The sequence below is a fragment of the Bradyrhizobium sp. CAR08 genome (assembly GCF_052871955.1).
This window is the reverse complement of record NZ_JBIXJX010000003.1, coordinates 405,747-423,167: the sequence shown is the minus strand read 5'-3', so window position 1 is coordinate 423,167 and position 17,421 is coordinate 405,747. Positions and strand designations below refer to the sequence as shown.

Sequence of the window (17,421 nt, the reverse complement as noted above, 5' to 3'; positions counted from 1 at the left end):
AGGACCGGCGATGCGGCCAGCAGCCATGCTCGGCCTGCGGGACAGCGTCCCGCAAACCCGCCATGAAATAATGATAAGCTTGCTTATTATATTGCAAGCTTATTGGAGACCAAGCTCATGAGCCCAGGGCCCGTGGACCAGAACTTCCTGTTTACGCTCGCCGAGCTCTATCGCCTGCTCCGGGTCTATGCCGACAAGGAAGCCTCGCGCTTCGGCATCACCCGCGCGCAATGGGCGGTGCTGGCCAAGGTCGAGCGCAGCGAAGGCATGAAGCAGTCGGAACTCGCCGAGCTTCTCGAGGTGCAGCCGATCACGCTGACGCGCCTGATCGACAAACTCTGTGACAGCGACTGGATCGAGCGACGCAACGATCCTTCGGATCGCCGCGTCAAGCGGCTGTACCTGAAGAAGGCCGGGCGGCAGTTGCTCGGGCGGATGAGCGGGCTGAAGTCCGAGCTCACGGCCAACGCGCTCGACGGCATCACTCCGGCGGACGCCCATCGCCTCCTCACCCAACTCGAAACAATCAAGGAAAACGTGCGGTCCGCGATCCAGAGCAGCGGAGCGGAACAAGCGCGTAAGGAGCAACGCTATGGCTGATCAGGTTCTCAAGTTCCAGCCCGAGCAGAAAATCGACGGCGGCAAGCCCACCAAGAAAGCCGGCACCGATCCGCGCCGCCGCCTGGTGGCGGGCCTGCGCCGCTATCGCCGCGTGCTGCTCCTGGTTGTGCTGCCGCTCGTCGTCGCGGTTGCCGGCTTCACCTTCTATCTCAATGGCGGCCGTTACGTCGGCACTGATGACGCCTATGTCGGCGCGCAGAAAGTGCTGGTGACCCCTGATATCTCCGGCAAAATCCAGAAGGTCGTCGTCAAGGAAGGTCAGGTCGTCAAGCACGGCGACGAGTTGTTCGAGATCGACCCCGCTCCGTTCCGTCATGCGTTGGAAGAAGCCAAAGCGCAACTCGCCCAAGCCCGCATCACCTATGACAATCTTGTTGCCAACATCAAGATCTACGGTGACATGCTCAATCTTGCCCAGCAGGGCATGGACCTGAAGCAGCGCGACGTCGAACGCAAGCAGTCGCTGGTGAAGAACAATTACGGCTCGCAGCTCGATCTCGACAACGCGTCCAATGCACTGGTTACCGCCGGCGCGCAGGCGCAATACATCAAGCAGCAACTCTCCAATGCCAAGACCCAATTGCTGGGGAATCCCGAGTTGCCGCTGGAGCAATTCCCCGCCTACGCGCAAGCGAAAGCCAAGCTGGACGATGCCCAGCGCAACCTCGACCACACCGTGCTGCGCGCGCCGATGGATGGCGTGGCAACACAGGTCGAACAGATCCAGCTCGGCCGCTACGTCGCCGCCGGCACGCCGGTGTTCTCCATCATCGACGTGGCCCATCCCTGGGTCGACGCCAATCCGAAGGAGAGCGACCTCACCTACGTCACCGAAGGACAGCCGGTCACGCTCGAGGTCGACGCGTTCCCGAACCATACCTTCAAGGGCAAGATCGGCTCGCTCTCGCCCGGCACCGGCGCGCAATTCGCGATCCTGCCGCCGCAGAACGCCAGCGGCAATTTCGTCAAGGTGGTGCAGCGCGTGCCGATCCGCATCTATTTCGACGAGACCGACAAATACGTACGCAAGCTGAAGGCCGGCATGAGCGTTTACGCCACCATCGACACCGGCCACCAGCGCTCGCTCGCCGGTCTGCTCGGCCTGTCGGCGACCGCGAGCCAAGACAAAGATCAGGACAAGGACTAATCCTATGGCGGAGTCCAATCCCGCCCTTATGGTCCCCGGCCTGCGCCGGAACATGGTGACGATCTGCGCCATGACGGCAACCATCATGCAGGCGCTGGACACCACCATCGCCAACGTCGCCCTGCCCTACATGCAGGGCACGCTGTCGGCTTCGCAGGACCAGATCAACTGGGTGCTGACCTCCTACATCGTCGCCGCCGCGATCATGACGGCACCGGTGGGCTGGATCGCCAACCGCTTCGGCCGCAAGCGCATCTTCATCATCTGCTCGGCCGGCTTCACCATGGCATCGGTGCTGTGCGGGCTTGCGCAGGACATCAACCAGATGGTGATTTTCCGCCTGCTGCAGGGCGTGTTCGGCGCGGCCCTGGTGCCGTTGTCGCAATCGGTGATGCTCGACTATTACACGCTCCAGGAACGCGCCAAGGCGATGTCGATCTGGGGCATGGGCGTGATGATGGGGCCGATCATGGGTCCCTCGCTCGGCGCCTGGCTGACCGAGACTTATTCCTGGCACTGGGTGTTCTTCGTCAATTTGCCGTTCGGCGCCATCACCGTGATCGGGCTGATCATCTTCATGGACGAGACCCGGAAGGATCTCAGTCTCAAGTTCGACTGGTTCGGCTTCGCGGCGCTGGCGGTCGCGATCGGGTCGCTTCAGCTCGCGCTCGACCGCGGCGAGCAATTGGGCTGGCTCGAATCGGGTGAGATCCTTGCGGAGTTCATCGTCTCGGCCGTCGCCTTCTACTTCTTCATCGCGCATTCCTTCACGACCTCGACACCGTTCATCCGCTTCGGGCTCTTCAAGGACCGCAATTTCGTCACCGGCTGCGTGTTCATGGTCGTGATGGGCCTCGTGCTGTTCTCGACCATGGCGCTGGCCTCCCCCTATATGCAGAACGTGATCGGCTATCCCATCATCACCGCGGGCCTGCTGCTGGCGAGCCGCGGCTTCGGCACCTTCTTCGCCATGATGCTGGTCGGCCGCATGATGCGTTACATCGAAGCCCGCACACTGATCATCACCGGCCTGACGCTGACCGCGGGCTCGCTGTTCCAGATGACCGGCTGGACCGATTTGACCCAGGTGCCGGAGATCGTGACCGTCAGCGTCATCCAGGGCTTCGGCTTCGGCCTCGTCTTCGTGCCGCTATCGACGGTGGCGTTCCTGACCTTGTCGAATGAGCTGCGCACCGACGGCACCGCGATGCTGACCTTGATGCGCAACGTCGCGAGCTCGGTGGGCATTTCCGTCGTCATCGCCCAGCTGACACAAGGCACGCGGCGGACCTACGCGATCCTGTCCGAACACATCAACCCGTTCAACCATGCGCTCCAGATGCCCAGCGTCAGCGGCATGATCAATCTCTCCACCGACGCCGGTCGCGCCATGGCCGATCGCATGGTCAGCGTGCAGGCGCAGATCATCGCCTTCGCGCACGACTACGAGCTGGTGATGTTCTTCATCCTCTGCACCATCCCGCTCGCCCTGCTGATCGGCTCGACCAAGGCCACCCTGCGCAAGCAGGCGGCGGGGCCGGAACATGCGGTGATGGAGTGATGCCTTCGCCGGGACGACACCGATGATGTTGCGCGCCTCTACCCCAAAATCTCCTCGCAGCCCAGATCCTCGACCGCCATCATCACCCGCTCCAGATTATTCCACCAGATCACCGGTGGGATGTTGATGCTCCACTGCCAGACTGGCTTGGTGATGTGCCACAGCACCGACCGCCGATAGTCCTGGTCGAGCGCGCCGCGCGTATAGCCGCTGACACCGTGCGCCATCAGCGTGTCGTGGTAATGATTGAGCAGAAGGCGTTCGAACGCCTGCCGGCGTTCCGGATACCAGTGCAGCGCCATCATGTAGGCGAGGTCGTGAGTCGACACGTTGATGTCCCACAAGTCGAAGTCGAAGATGCGGACAGTGTCGGACACGCCGGCGCGCGGCAGCAGAAAATTCCAGATGTGGGCATCGCCATGGGTGATGGTGAGGTGGCGATGCGAATGGTAGCGCAGTGACATCCTGTCGGACCGATCGATGAAGCGGCGGTAGAGCGTGCGGCGCTCTTCACTGAGACGATCGCCGAGCTGATCAGCAAATCGGTCGTAATGGGATGCGAACGTTTCCATATGCCCCGCCGTATCGTCGGTGCTCGCCCAGACCCCGACGGTCTCGCCGAGACCAGCATGGTCCCACCACGCCGCGTGCCAGCGCGCGAGCGCGGCGACGATGGCCATCGCCTGAGCGCGCGATGGCGGCAGCGGCCATTGGGTCGCTATCTCGTGACTATCAGTGAGATCCTCAAGCAGGAGATGCCAGGCGAGGCTCTCCTCGTCGAAATTCCCGTCAAAGCAGCGCGGCACCAGCAGCTCGGGCGTTCTGGGTGCAAGCTGTGTGTAGTAGGCCACCTCATGGCGACCGGCATTCGCCAGCGGCTTGGCAAACGCGGCATGGGGCGTCTTGAGAATCAGTGACTGCGGCGAGCCGGCGGATTCCCCGACATAGCGCAGGCCGAGTCGGGTGATATGCGACACGACCGTATCGCGCTCATGCAGGACCTTGACTTCGCGCACGGCACCGGCGTCCAGTGCGCCAGCCTTGCGCAGCGCCGCGGTTAGATTTGCCGCGTCCGCCACCGCCGGCAATCGTGTATCTTTCATGCGCGCCCGACCCCCGTCGCGTTGCTCCATTCTGTACAACCGCGCTGCCGGGCGCCAGCGGCATCAGCCGCCCGGCTCAAGCCGCAGCGGTCGAGTCACGCACGGTCCTGACGACAATCGACCGGAGCTGCTCGAGATTGGCCGCCATGCCGGCGATCGCCTGCCTGACCTCCGCGGCGCGCTCGTTCACGGAGGCGGCGTCGCGGCTGACATCACCGATCTTGGCCGAGACCTCCTTCGCCGCGGAAGTCGATTCGGAAATCGACCGCGTGATCTCGCGGGTCGCGGCGTCCTGCTCTTCCATCGCGGCGGCAACCGAGGTGGCGACGCCGTCGATCTCGACGATGTGGCCTCCCATGGTTTCGACGGCGTCGACGGCGGCTTGCGTCGAGGCCTGGATCTCGGCGATCAGCCGCGCGATCTCCTCGGTGGATTTGGCGGTCTGGTCGGAGAGGGATTTCACTTCGGCGGCGACCACCGCGAAGCCACGGCCGGCCTCCCCGGCGCGCGCCGCCTCGATCGTGGCGTTGAGTGCCAGCAGATTGGTCTGGCCGGCGATGCCGCCGATGAGGTCGGAGACCTCGGCGATCTTCTTCACCGATCCAGCCAGCGTCTGGATGGTCGAGCGCGCCTGTTCCCGACCGGCGACCGCCGATTTTGTAACCGTGCTGGTCCGCGCGACCTGGGTTGCGATCTCGCGGATCGAAGCACTGAGTTCTTCAGCTGCGGCCGAGACGGTCTGCGAGCTGCCGAGGGCCTGGGTGGAGGCGGCTGCGACCGCCTGCGATTGTGTCGAGAGCGACCTTGCGATCTCGGACAGACTGGAGGCGGCACGCTCCACGCCTTGCGTCGCCGCGCTCGCGGTGTCGACCGAGCGGCCGGTCTCGCGCTCGACGGTTTCGGCCATCTGATGCAGGGCCTCACGCTTGGCGAGCGTCGCCTCCTGCTCCTTCTGCAACTGCTCCTCGCGCAGGCGGAAATTCTCGACCGCGGACTGCTTGAACACCAAGAGCGCACCCGCCATCGAGCCGACCTCGTCCTGCCGGTGCGCGAAAGGAATGTCGGCGGCGAGATCGCCGGTCGCGAGCTTTTGCATCGCGCTGGTCATGCGCACGATCGGGCGCATCACGCCGAAGGCGACGCCGAGCAGGCCCGCCGCAATGAAGGCGAGGACGGCGGCGGAGACGCCGAGGAGGATGTAAAGCATCGAGCTGTCGCGGTCCGCGGCCAGCTTCTCCATGTCGGCATTCTGCTTGTTGGCGCTCTCGACGATGCTGTCGATGACGGCGCGATGCGCGGTATAGGCCTCCTTGAGCTGCGCGTAGGCCCGCTCGGAGACGGCCGTATCCTTGGCCTTGAGGGCGGGGAGGAGCTGGTCGGACAACAGCTTCCAGAACTTCTGCACCTCGGCGTCGGATTTCGACACCAGGGTCGTCTTCAGGTCGGCCGAGAGGCTGGAGGTGACCCAGAATGCCTTGCGCTCGTCGTAATCCTTGCGGAGCTGGGCCAGGCGTTCGGCATGGGCCGCCAGCTGGTCGGGCTCGCGCATGGCGAGCGTGGCCTCGAGGTAGGCCTCGATCACATATTCCGGCGGCGGCAGGATGTCGGCGATGAGATCGTTTCCGAGCTTGATATCAGAATAGAGCGGACCGCCGACCTTGAGCTCTTTCAAGGCGTAGAGGCTGGTCGAGACCACGGCGGTAAAGCCGATGGCCAGAACGATGCCGAAAGCAATGATTGCGGAAGAAAGCGAAAGACGAATTTTCATGGAAAAATCCAATGGGCCGCGCTGAATCCCACGGACCCTAAAGGATTACGGTAAACACGGGATTGCATCGCGCGGAAATTGCATCGCGCGAACTCCGGAAAAATACGGGAAATGGCGTCAGGTCAACGGTTTCGGGCAGCGAAGCTTGGGCCCGTCCTCCGCTGTCGTCCCGGATCGGGGCTCCGCCTGTCCGGGACGGCGCTGGGGGTCACACGTCGAAAAATACCGTTTCGTTGTCGCCCTGGAGCCGCAGGTCGAGCCGGTACACCGGCTTGCCGGCCTCGCGCACGGCCGTCAGCGTGGCGCGACGGTCGGCAGGCACCACCGCCAGCACGGGATCGGCGGCATTGCCGGCCTCGTCACTGAAATAGATGCGGGTATAGAGATGCCGCAGCATGCCGCGACCAAACACCGCAAGCAGGACATGCGGTGCCTGCGGCTTGCCGTCGGGATCGGGCACCACGCCCGGCTTGATGGTTTCAAAGGAATAATTGCCGTCCTTGTCGGTGCCGCAACGGGCAAAGCCGCGGAAGCTCGCATTCGGCAGCGCGCGCTTGTCCTGCGGATCCGCGAAGCGCCCCTGCGCGTCGGCCTGCCAGATCTCCAGCATGGCATCGGGCACAACGACTCCGTCGCCGTCGAACACGCGGCCCTCGATCCGGACGCGATCGCTGGTGACGTCGGGCGTCAGCGTCGAGTTGGTGAACGCATCATTCCAGGCATACTCGCCGGTCGGCGTCAGGCCGTATTTGAAGAACGGGCCGACGGTCTGCGACGGCGTGATCCCATTGTCCTGCACTTAATGGTTCTCCATAGGGGTAGCGTTCTTGCCGCGCAGCACGATGTCAAAGCGGTAACACAGCGCCCATTCGGGCTGGGTGTTCTCGAGATCAAATGACGACACCATCCGCGCCCGCGCCTTCTCGTCCGGCACCGAATTGAAGATCGGATCGAACGGGAACAGCGGATCGGCCGGGAAGTACATCTGCGTCACGAGACGCGTGACGAAGGAATGGCCGAACACAGAGAGATGGATGTGTGCGGGACGCCAGGCGTTATGATGGTTGCCCCAGGGATAGGCGCCAGGCTTGATGGTGACAAAGCGGTAGTAACCGGAGACGTCGCTCACGGTGCGGCCGGCGCCCGTAAAGTTCGGATCGAGCGGCGCCGGATGCTGGTCGCGGACGTGAACGTAACGGCCGCAGGAATTGGCCTGCCAGATCTCGACCAGCGAGTTCGGCACGCCGCGGCCGTCCTCGTCGCGCACATGGCCGTGCACAATAATGCGTTCCCCGAGCGGCTCGCCGGTGTGTTGGGTGGTGAGATCATTGTCGCCCTCGCGAACGGTCTCGTGGCCGTAGACCGGGCCGGTCAGCTCCGACAGTGTATGGCGCATCGGGATCAAGGGCTTGTTCGGCGCCCGCTTGATCGAGCTTTTGTACTCGGGCGACAGCGGCAGCGGATGCGCCGCGTTGCTGTCGACGGGATAGATGAATGTCATTGGCGAACTCCTCCCGGCCCTTTTCCGACCGGTCAACGCTTCCACCAATCATTATAGGATATAACTAATTGGGGGAAGCGGCTTTGAGCCCTATTTGATCGGCGGACGCGGCAGGACGGCCTCGCCGGCTTCGAGCCGATAGACATGGTCCAGCGAATACCAGGGCGTCGCGACGTCGCGCTCGGTCGGATGTGGCGTGTCATGGCGCAGGAACTTGCCGATCAGCGCTTTGGTCACGCCGAACTGCACGTCACTATCGATATGCGGGTCGGCGGGGTCGTAGACCTGCGAGATCAGCACCTTGAATCCGGGCTTGAAGACCAACGCGTGCAGGTGCGCGGGACGATAGGGATGCCGGTTCTGCGCCTCCAAGAGGCGGCCGACCACGCCGTCGGTCGGAATGGGATAGCCGACCATCATCACGGAGCGGAACGAGAAGGCTCCGTCCTGGTCGGTCGTAAACTTGCCGCGCAGGTTCATGTCGGCCTGCTCGGGGTCCTGGTTTTCATAAAGACCAACCGGCGACGCGTGCCAGATGTCGACCTCGGCGCCGGCGACGGGACGGCCGTCCTTGTCCACGACGCGGCCGTTGACGAACAGCGGCGCGCCTGGGGTCTCGGAGCGGACGATCGATCCGCCATTTTCCACCCGCGGCGAGTTCAGCCGCCAGAATGGTCCGAGCAGCGACTGGTCGGTCTCCGTGTTGCCCTCATCGCCATTGTTCAGCAGGCACACCAGCGGCGAGACGCCGAGCGAGCCCGCCATCAGCACGACCTCGTTATGCGTGTCGGTCGAGAGCTTGCCGAGTTCGGCGATAACAGCCGTGGCGTCGCGGAATTCCTTCTCGGTCAGGCGAACGTCGCGAACAAAACCGTGCAGATGCTTGACCAGGGAGACCATGATCTGGCGTAGCCGTGGATCGCATGTCTGCTCCATCACCGCCAAGGCCGCGGCCGTGACGTCCTGCTCCCGCGCGATGATCATGGGATGCTCCCTCACCTTGCGTCATGGCCGGGCTTGTCCCGGCCATCCACGACCTTCTTCTCGCGGCACCAAGAACGTGGATGCCCGGGCCTTCGCCTCGCCGAAGAGGCTTCGGCCTCGCAGGCGGGACAAGCCCGGGCATGACGAGTCTGGGGCACCCGGCTCCGGGATGACGGCACGCTGCGCGTCCCGTCAGTTCAGCTTCTCGATGGCGACCGCAACGCCCTGGCCGACGCCGACGCACATGGTGGCGAGCGCGAGCTTGCCGCCGCGCTTCTCCATGCCGTGCACCGCGGTGAGCGCGAGGCGCGCGCCACTCATGCCGAGGGGATGACCGAGCGCAATCGCGCCGCCATGCGGATTGACGAAATCGGCATCGTCGGCAACGCCGAGCTGGCGCATGCAGGCGATACCCTGCGAGGCAAAGGCTTCGTTGAGCTCGATCAGGTCGAAATCGCCGATTTTCTTGCCGAGACGTTCCATCAGCTTGCGGGTGGCCGGCACCGGGCCGATGCCCATGATGCGCGGCGGCACGCCGGCGGAGGCGAGGCCGAGGATGCGCGCGCGCGGCGTCAGGCCGTGCTTCTTCACGGCAGCCTCGGACGCCAGGATCATCGCGGCGGCGCCGTCATTGACGCCGGAGGCGTTGCCCGCGGTCACCGTGCCGGGATTGCGCACGATCGGCCTGAGCTTCGTCAGGGCTTCCAGCGTGGTCTCGGGACGCGGATGCTCATCCTTGTCGACGGTGACAGGGCCGGCCTTGCCGCCGGGAATGGTGATCGGGGTGATTTCTTCGGCGAAATAGCCGGCCGCAATCGCGGCGCCCGCGCGCTGCTGCGAGCGGATCGCGAAGGCGTCCTGATCGGCGCGCGAGACCTGGAATTCCTCGGCGACGTTCTCGCCGGTCTCGGGCATCGCGTCGACGCCATACTGCGCCTTCAGCAGCGGATTGATGAAGCGCCAGCCGATCGTGGTGTCGAAGATCTCAGCCGAGCGCGAGAACGCTTCCTGCGCCTTGCCCATCACGAAGGGCGCGCGCGTCATGGATTCGACGCCGCCGGCAATCGCAAGCTCGATCTCGCCGGAGCGGATGGCGCGGCCGGCGGCACCGACCGCATCGAGACCGGAGGCACAGAGCCGGTTCAGGGTCTGGCCTGGAACGGAATCCGGCAGGCCCGCAAGCAGGAGCGCCATGCGTGCCACGTTGCGGTTGTCCTCGCCGGCCTGGTTGGCACAGCCGAAGAAGACCTCGTCAACCTGTGCCCAATCGAGATTGGGGTGCTTGGCCATCAGCGCCTTGATCGGGGCCGCCGCCAGGTCGTCGGCACGCACCTTGGCGAGCGACCCGCCAAAACGGCCGATCGGGGTCCGCACGGCATCGCAGATAAAGACGTCACGCATGGTTGTTCTCCCTGAATGCCGCGATCCGGCCTAAATTCTTCAATGTCGACGGAGTTTTAGGAGGGCGCCCGCGGCAGGTCAATTGACCGATACGCGCGTGTTCCGAGGGGTGTGCACGCGAGTTGCGCATGCCGCAGTGCGGACAACGTGGAAAACCTCCCCTCTCCGGCCAAAGCGATAGGAGCGCGGGGCGAAATTTTGTAGGTTGCGCCGCCCATGACAATGCAACAACCGATCCCTGCACCGCCTCCCGACGATACGCCCGCGCCGCAGGCGGAAGCTGCCGCGCGCGTCACGCCGATGATGGAACAGTACCTTGAAATCAAGGCGGCACATCAGGGCCTCCTGCTGTTCTACCGGATGGGCGACTTTTACGAGCTGTTCTTTGAGGACGCCGAGATCGCCTCCAGGACACTCGGCATCGTCCTGACCAAGCGCGGCAAGCATCAAGGCGCCGATATCCCGATGTGCGGCGTGCCAGTCGAGCGCTCCGAGGACTATTTGCACCGGCTGATCACCGCCGGGCACCGGGTCGCGGTGTGCGAGCAGACCGAGGATCCCGCGGCGGCGAAAGCACGCGGCAACAAGAGCGTCGTGCGCCGCGGCGTGGTGCGCCTGGTCACGCCGGGCACGCTGACCGAGGACACGCTGCTCGACGCGCGCGCCAACAATTACCTGCTGGCGCTCGCGCGCGCGCGCTCATCGGCGGGCGGTGACCGCTTTGGCCTCGCCTGGATCGACATCTCGACCGCCGAATTCACGGTGACGGAATGTTCGGGCGGCGAACTCGCCGCCACGCTGGCCCGGATCAATCCGAACGAGGTGATCGTCACCGACGCGCTCTATAACGACAGCGAGCTCGGACAGACCCTGCGCGAGCTGCCGGCGGTGACGCCGCTGACCCGCGACGTCTTCGACGGCGCCACTGCCGAGAAGCGGCTGTGCGACTATTTTGCCGTCGCGACCATGGACGGACTGTCCCAGCTCACGCGGCTGGAAGCCACTGCCGCCGCCGCCGCCGTCACCTATGTTGACCGCACCCAGGTCGGCAAGCATCCGCCGCTGTCGCCGCCCGCGCGCGAAGCCTCGGGCGCGACCATGGCGATCGATCCCGCCACCCGCGCCAATCTCGAACTGACGCGGACACTCGCCGGCGAACGCCGCGGCTCGCTGCTCGACGCGATCGACTGCACGGTGACCTCGGCCGGCTCGCGCCTGCTGGCGCAGCGGCTTGCCGCGCCGCTGACCGATGCGGCGGCGATTGCGCGGCGGCTCGATGCCGTCGGCAGCTTCGTTGCCGACTCGGCCGCGCGCGAGGACATCCGCAGCATCCTGCGCGGCGCCCCGGACATGTCGCGGGCGCTGGCCCGTATATCCGTCGGCCGCGGCGGTCCGCGTGACCTCGCCGGCCTGCGCGATGGCATCATCGCCGCCGACCAGGTGCTGACGCGGCTTGACGAACTCGACCAGCCGCCGCAGGAGATCGCCGTCGTGATGGCGGCGCTGCAAAAGCCATCGCGCGAGCTCGCGGCGGAATTCGCCAGGGCGCTCGACGATCAACTGCCGCTGATCAAGCGCGACGGCGGGTTCGTTCGCCAGGGCTATGAGCCTGCGCTGGACGAAACGCGAAATCTGCGCGACGCCTCGCGCCTGGTGGTGGCCTCGATGCAGGCGCGCTACGCCGACAACACGGGTGTGAAGGGGCTCAAGATCCGGCACAACAACGTGCTCGGCTACTTCGTCGAGGTCACCGCGCAGCACGGCGACAAGCTGATGTCGGCGCCGCTGAACGCCACGTTCATCCACCGCCAGACGCTGGCCGGCCAGGTCCGCTTCACCACCTCCGAGCTCGGGGAGATCGAAGCCAAGATCGCCAATGCCGGCGACCGCGCACTCGGGCTCGAGCTCGAGATTTTCGAGCGGCTCTGCGCCAAGGCTTTGGCAATCAGCGAGGAGCTGCGCGCCGCCGCCCACGCCTTTGCGCTGCTCGACGTCGCGACGTCGCTTGCCAAGCTGGCGATCGACGAGAACTATGTGCGGCCCGAGGTGGACTCGTCTCTCGGCTTTGCGATCGAGGCGGGCCGCCATCCCGTGGTCGAGCAGGCCTTGAAGCGCAATGGCCAGCCGTTCATCGCCAATGCCTGCGATCTCTCGCCGGGCCCTGCGCAAAAATCCGGCCAGCTCTGGTTGCTGACCGGTCCGAACATGGCGGGTAAGTCGACCTTCCTGCGCCAGAACGCGCTGATTGCGTTGCTCGCCCAGATCGGAAGTTTCGTGCCGGCGACACGCGCGCGGATCGGCATCATCGACCGCCTGTTCTCGCGTGTCGGCGCCGCCGACGATCTCGCCCGCGGCCGTTCCACCTTCATGGTCGAGATGGTCGAGACCGCCGCGATCCTCAACCAGGCCGGCGAGCGTGCGCTCGTGATCCTTGATGAAATCGGCCGCGGCACTGCGACCTTCGACGGCCTCTCGATCGCCTGGGCCGCAATCGAGCACCTGCACGAGAGCAACCGCTGCCGCACGCTGTTCGCGACGCATTACCACGAGCTGACGGCGCTCTCCGCCAAGCTGCCGCGGATGTTCAACGCGACCGTGCGGGTGAAGGAATGGCAGGGCGATGTCGTGTTCCTGCACGAGGTGTTGCCGGGTTCGGCCGACCGCTCTTACGGCATCCAGGTCGCCAAGCTCGCGGGCCTGCCGCCGGCCGTGATCACGCGCGCCAAATCGGTACTGGCGAAGCTGGAAGCCCAGGACCGCGGCCAGACCGCGCGCGCGCTTGCTGACGATCTGCCGCTGTTCGCAGTGCCCTCGCGCGCCGCCGCAGAAGCCACACCGCCGAGCGAGGCCGAACTGCTGATCGACGCGCTGAAGGCGCTGCATCCGGACGAGATGTCGCCACGCGAAGCGCTCGATGCGCTGTATGCGTTGAAGGCCAAGCTGCCGAAGCAGTGACGGTGCCGCAGGGTGGGTGAGCCGAAGGCGTAACCCACCACCTTTGTCAGCGCGCGAGAAGTGGTGGGTTACGCTTCGCTAACCAACCCTATGCTTCTGAACGCTACGCCCTCGCCGCGATCGCCGCCGCTTCCGCTGCGGCGCGCTGCATGCTGGTCGACATCTCGTTGGTCACCGTGCTCTGCTCTTCGATCGCCGCGGCCGTCGACGTCACATATTCGCTGACGTTGCTGATGGCCGTCTTGATCGAAGCCAGGGCGGTGACGACGTCTCCAGAGATGCCGTTGAGGCTACCGATCTCAGCGCCGATCTTGTCAGTGGCCTGCTTGGCTTGGTTGGCGAGGCTCTTAACCTCCGAGGCCACCACCGCAAAGCCCCGACCGGCTTCGCCGGCGCGGGCGGATTCGATGGTGGCGTTAAGTGCCAGGAGGTTGATCTGCCCGGTGATGTTGTTGATGAGCTCGACGATCCCGCTCATCGCTAGCGCCGCTTCTGTGAGGCGCTGGGCCTGGGCATCAGCGGACGCGACCTGCTCCACCGCGCTCATCGCCGTCTCGCGCGATTTGGTCATGGCCTCGGAAATCTCCCGCACCGAGGCGTTCAGCTCTTCCGATCCGGCGGCGACCGATTCCATCATGCCGCGGACGCGCTCGTTGCCCATGCGGACCAGCACCTGCTTCGTGACGTCGGTCGCATATTTCACGACCTTGAACGGCTTGTCGTTGAGATCCATGATCGGATTGTAGGAGGCCTGGATATAGACCTCCCTGCCGCCCTTGCCGATGCGCTTGTATTCGGCCGCCTGATACTGGCCGCGGTTGAGCACCGCCCAGAACTCGCGATAGCCATTGCCATCGCGCTCCGAGGGCTCGACAAACATGCTGTGGTGCTTGCCCTTGATCTCAGCCAGCGAATAGCCGAGGGCGCCGAGGAAATTGGCGTTGGCGGTGATGATCGTGCCGTCCATGTTGAACTCGATCACCGCCTGCGCCTTCTCGATCGCCGTGATCTGGCCCGCAAGGACGGCATTCTTCAGCTTCTCCGCCGTGACGTCGGTCGCGAACTTGGCGACGCCGAAGGGCTTGCCGTTCTCATCGAGTAGCGGATTGTAGGAGGCGAGAATCCAGACCTCGCGGCCGCCCTTGCCGATGCGCTTGAACTCGCCAGCCTGGTATTCGCCGCGGTTGAGCTTGGCCCAGAACTCGCGATAGGCCGCGCCGTCGCGCTCGGCCTGGGGCATGAAGAGGCTGTGATGCTTGCCCTGGATCTCGGTCAGCGAATAGCCAAGCGCGTTGCAGAAATTCTCGTTGGCCGTGACGATGGTGCCGTCGAGCTTGAACTCGATCACGGCCTGGGCGCGGCCGATAGCGGCGATCTTCGAAGACTCCGTCATGCTCCGGATCTTCTTCTCGGTGATTTCGGTCGCAATCTTGGCGACCATCACCGTCTTGCCGTTGCCGTCGAGCACCGGATTGTAGGATGCTTCGATCCAGATCTCACGGCCGCCCTTCGCGATCCGCTTGAACTCGCTTGCCTGATACTCGCCGCGGTTCAATGCAGCCCAGAACGCCTTGTACTCGGCGCCGTCGCGCTGGTCGGCCGGCATGAACATGGCGTGCTTCTTTCCCTTGATTTCGTCGAGGGAATAGCCGAGGGCGTTCAAGAAATTCTGGTTGGCGCTCAGGATCGTGCCGTCCATGGCAAACTCGATCATGGCCTGCGAGCGGCCGATGGCGGCGAGCTTAGCATCCGCGTCGTTGCGGGACTTGCGGCCAAACATCATTGAATCTCCAAAATCATTAAATTGCGAGACGGGATCAGGTGACGTGACGGCGCGGCACACGCGCTGAATTCCAATCGAATTCCGCCGGTAAAACTCGCGTTGCGAAGACCAAGGCGGATACGCAAGATGATTCAGTACCCATAAGATTCGAATAAAGTGCTAACGAATTCTGGGAAAAGCGATCGCCGACAGAGCAGCCTAAAGCTGCACGACGGTAGGCCTTACACGCTGCTCGGTCGGCGCTGTCACTTGAATGCTTGGTCCTTCAGGAGTTTGAAGGAAAGCGTCTCGCGATCGGTCATGGCGAGTTTTGCTACGGAAGTATCCGGCGACGCCGCGCCGCATGTCCGTAGTGTCACGGCGCTTGCCGCGCCTTGTGCTGCGTACGCCGCCCGATCCCCCACAGCGTCAGATTCCAAACAATGCAGGTGGCGAGTGCAAGCCCAAGACCGACGGCGGAGCCGAACCACGCCACCGCCACGTGCAACACCGCGATCGCCATTCCGAATCCGAGCAGCCCCCAGGCCGAATTGGCCAGCACCGCGGCGGTCGGCGGACCGCCGATTCGCGGATGCAGGATCACCATGATGCTGGAAAACACCACCGGATACAGCGCGATGATGCCGCTGATCCGGGGACCGACCCAGCCCGAGGTCGAGACGACGATTGCGACGAGGGTCGCGACCAGCGCGGCCCGCATCGGCACGTCATACCAGCGCCGCGTCACCAGCGGCATCTTTACATGGCGATAGCCCGCGAGCAGCGGAATGCAGATGCCGAACGCGATCAGATTGGCGGCGAGCCCGGCGGTGAGCGGCCAGTCGAACTGCTTGATGATCGAGGCGAACACGATCCAGACCGCGACCGCGCTTCCGCAACTCACCAGAAGGCTGCGCCGCTGCGCCAGCACCACATAGGTGAGACACATGAAGATCGTCGCGGCATTGACCGGCAAGCTCGACAGCGCGCCCTGCGCGATGAAGGCGGCATCGTGGTCGAGCGCAAGGAAGACGTAGGATGGCCCGGCCGAAACCGGCAAGGTCGCGACCAGCGCGCCGATCACCGGCCCTGAGCGCTCGGTGATGATCGACGCCGTCACGACGAACGCCGCCGCGACCATCATGCGCAGAACGAGGATGAGGATGAGGTGGAGCTCGGGGGACATTTTTTTCTTTTGTCGTCCCGGGCTTCGCCGAGACGACACGAATTGTTGGGCGAGCGGCCTTCGCTCGCTACATCCGCTGCATCGACACCGAGACCTTCGGGCCGTTCTTGATGGTCTGATAGACCACGCAATAGCGCTCGGTGAGCTTGAGCAGCAGGTCGAGCTTGTCTTGCGGCGCATCAGTATCGACGTCGAAGCGCAGACGTATCTCGGCGAAGCCGACCGGCGTCTCCTTGTCGACGCCGAGCGTGCCGCGGAAATCGAGATCGCCCTCGGCGTAGACGTTGCCGGTCTTCAAGGGCACCTCGATCGCGGTCGCGACCGATTTCAGCGTGACGCCGGCGCAGGCGACCAGCGCCTCGAGCAGCATGTCGCCCGAGCAGAGCTCCAGGCCGGAGCCGCCAGTCGCGGGATGCAGGCCGGCCATCGCGATGGCGCGGCCGGTCTCGACCTTGCAGGCGATGCCCTCGCTGTCGGTCGAGCCCTTGGCCTTCAACGTGATCATCGCGGTCTTGGGGTCGGTCTTGTAGCGCTCCTTGATCGGGGCCTGCATCTGGCGCAGTGCTGCGGCGTCCATTTTGTCTCTCCCGGGAAAATCGTCTCTACGAAGTACCGGCTTGCGATGTACCGGCTCGGAGCGAAATTGTCACCACCACATGGCCTGACCGGGACCCTGGGTTGCGTCACGGTCGGGCACGTTGCGGTCGAGCGAACGGTCGAGTGACGTCAGCACACTTCGCTTGAAATTCTCGAACAGCGGCGAATTGCGGTCGCGTGGCCTGCCCAGGTTGATCTCGATCTGGTCGAACAGCCGGCCCGGCCGCGGCCGCATCACCAGCACGCGGTCAGCCAGCACCACGGCCTCGTCGACGTCATGGGTGACGAGGATGAGCGTCGGCCGCGTGTCGGCCCAGAGATCGAGCAGATGATCCTGGAGGTCCCTGCGGGTGAAAGCGTCGAGCGCCGAGAACGGCTCGTCGAGCAAGAGCACCTCGGGCTGCGGCACCAGCGCGCGGGCGATCGCGACGCGCTGTGCCTGCCCGCCCGAGAGCTCGCGCGGCCAGGCCTGCGCCTTCTCGGCGAGCCCGACACGCTCGAGCGCACGCGCCACCTTTTCACGCCGCTCGGTCGCGGGCCCATCGGCAAGACCAAAGCCGATATTGTCGGCGACGCTGAGCCAGGGCAGCAGCCGCGGCTCCTGGAAGATGATGCCGATCTTGGCATGCGGCGCGGCGATCGCCTCGTTGTCCAGCGTCACCGTGCCCGAGCTTGCGCGGTCGAGGCCCGCGATGGCGCGCAGCAGCGTGGACTTGCCGCAGCCCGAGCCGCCAATGATGGCGACGATCTCGCCTTGCCTGATCTCGGCGGAGAAGCGCGCCAGCGCCTGCACGCCGTTGGGATAGGTCTTGCTGACCCGGTCGAGCGCCAGCAT

14 protein-coding genes are annotated in these 17,421 nt (G+C 64.7%); 4 read left to right on the top strand and 10 right to left on the bottom strand.

Annotated elements, in window-relative coordinates:
* Nucleotides 1-117 precede the first annotated feature (117 nt).
* The 3 genes from ACIPUD_RS09420 to ACIPUD_RS09410 are packed head-to-tail and all read left to right on the top strand — an operon-like array spanning nucleotide 118 to nucleotide 3,329.
* Nucleotides 118-600 carry a MarR family winged helix-turn-helix transcriptional regulator gene (locus ACIPUD_RS09420; protein ID WP_026233050.1) on the top strand — a complete coding sequence of 161 codons (483 nt, stop codon included), beginning with the start codon at nucleotides 118-120 and terminating at the stop codon, nucleotides 598-600.
* Nucleotides 593-1,768 carry an HlyD family secretion protein gene (locus ACIPUD_RS09415; protein WP_018455908.1) on the top strand — a complete coding sequence of 392 codons (1,176 nt, stop codon included), beginning with the start codon at nucleotides 593-595 and terminating at the stop codon, nucleotides 1,766-1,768. The genes ACIPUD_RS09420 and ACIPUD_RS09415 overlap by 8 nt, the downstream gene beginning before the upstream one ends.
* A gap of 4 nt (nucleotides 1,769-1,772) precedes the next feature.
* Entirely contained in the window at nucleotides 1,773-3,329 is a 1,557-nt protein-coding gene (locus tag ACIPUD_RS09410) for an MDR family MFS transporter (protein WP_018455907.1), read from the top strand.
* A 38-nt stretch (nucleotides 3,330-3,367) separates the two neighbouring features.
* Here the strand turns inward: ACIPUD_RS09410 and ACIPUD_RS09405 are convergent, their stop codons facing one another.
* The 6 genes from ACIPUD_RS09405 to pcaF all read right to left on the bottom strand — a co-directional run bounded on the left by ACIPUD_RS09405 (nucleotide 3,368) and on the right by pcaF (nucleotide 10,086).
* Nucleotides 3,368-4,432: a phosphotransferase gene (locus ACIPUD_RS09405; RefSeq protein ID WP_446480444.1), complete on the bottom strand. Its 1,065-nt coding sequence runs from the start codon at nucleotides 4,430-4,432 to the stop codon at nucleotides 3,368-3,370.
* A gap of 76 nt (nucleotides 4,433-4,508) precedes the next feature.
* Nucleotides 4,509-6,200, bottom strand: a complete 1,692-nt coding sequence (locus ACIPUD_RS09400) for a methyl-accepting chemotaxis protein (protein WP_377787799.1) — start codon at nucleotides 6,198-6,200, stop codon at nucleotides 4,509-4,511.
* 208 nt (nucleotides 6,201-6,408) lie between these two features.
* Entirely contained in the window at nucleotides 6,409-6,999 is a 591-nt protein-coding gene (gene pcaG, locus ACIPUD_RS09395) for a protocatechuate 3,4-dioxygenase subunit alpha (RefSeq protein ID WP_446480443.1), read from the bottom strand.
* Nucleotides 7,000-7,701, bottom strand: coding sequence for a protocatechuate 3,4-dioxygenase subunit beta (gene pcaH / locus ACIPUD_RS09390; RefSeq protein ID WP_377828565.1), 702 nt, complete (start codon nucleotides 7,699-7,701; stop codon nucleotides 7,000-7,002).
* Nucleotides 7,702-7,791: 90 nt separating this feature from the next.
* Nucleotides 7,792-8,685: a dioxygenase family protein gene (locus tag ACIPUD_RS09385; RefSeq protein WP_446480442.1), complete on the bottom strand. Its 894-nt coding sequence runs from the start codon at nucleotides 8,683-8,685 to the stop codon at nucleotides 7,792-7,794.
* Nucleotides 8,686-8,877: 192 nt separating this feature from the next.
* On the bottom strand, nucleotides 8,878-10,086 hold the full coding sequence (gene pcaF / locus ACIPUD_RS09380; protein WP_018455901.1) for a 3-oxoadipyl-CoA thiolase: 1,209 nt from the start codon (nucleotides 10,084-10,086) through the stop codon (nucleotides 8,878-8,880).
* Nucleotides 10,087-10,302: 216 nt separating this feature from the next.
* Here pcaF and mutS point away from each other — a divergent pair, with 216 nt between their 5' ends.
* A complete protein-coding gene (mutS, locus tag ACIPUD_RS09375; RefSeq protein ID WP_446480441.1) occupies nucleotides 10,303-13,041 on the top strand; it encodes a DNA mismatch repair protein MutS in 2,739 nt (912 codons plus the stop codon).
* A gap of 103 nt (nucleotides 13,042-13,144) precedes the next feature.
* On the opposite strand, the gene ACIPUD_RS09370 is transcribed toward mutS, so the two are convergent.
* From ACIPUD_RS09370 to ACIPUD_RS09355, 4 genes are all read right to left on the bottom strand, one after another.
* Nucleotides 13,145-14,821 carry a methyl-accepting chemotaxis protein gene (locus ACIPUD_RS09370; protein WP_446480472.1) on the bottom strand — a complete coding sequence of 559 codons (1,677 nt, stop codon included), beginning with the start codon at nucleotides 14,819-14,821 and terminating at the stop codon, nucleotides 13,145-13,147.
* 358 nt (nucleotides 14,822-15,179) lie between these two features.
* Nucleotides 15,180-15,989: a hypothetical protein gene (locus tag ACIPUD_RS09365; protein WP_018455898.1), complete on the bottom strand. Its 810-nt coding sequence runs from the start codon at nucleotides 15,987-15,989 to the stop codon at nucleotides 15,180-15,182.
* A gap of 67 nt (nucleotides 15,990-16,056) precedes the next feature.
* The gene (locus ACIPUD_RS09360) at nucleotides 16,057-16,566 is read right to left on the bottom strand and encodes an OsmC family protein (RefSeq protein WP_027566043.1); all 510 of its coding nucleotides are present in this window, start codon (nucleotides 16,564-16,566) and stop codon (nucleotides 16,057-16,059) included.
* A gap of 69 nt (nucleotides 16,567-16,635) precedes the next feature.
* The gene (locus ACIPUD_RS09355) at nucleotides 16,636-17,421 is read right to left on the bottom strand and encodes an ABC transporter ATP-binding protein (RefSeq protein WP_446480440.1); all 786 of its coding nucleotides are present in this window, start codon (nucleotides 17,419-17,421) and stop codon (nucleotides 16,636-16,638) included.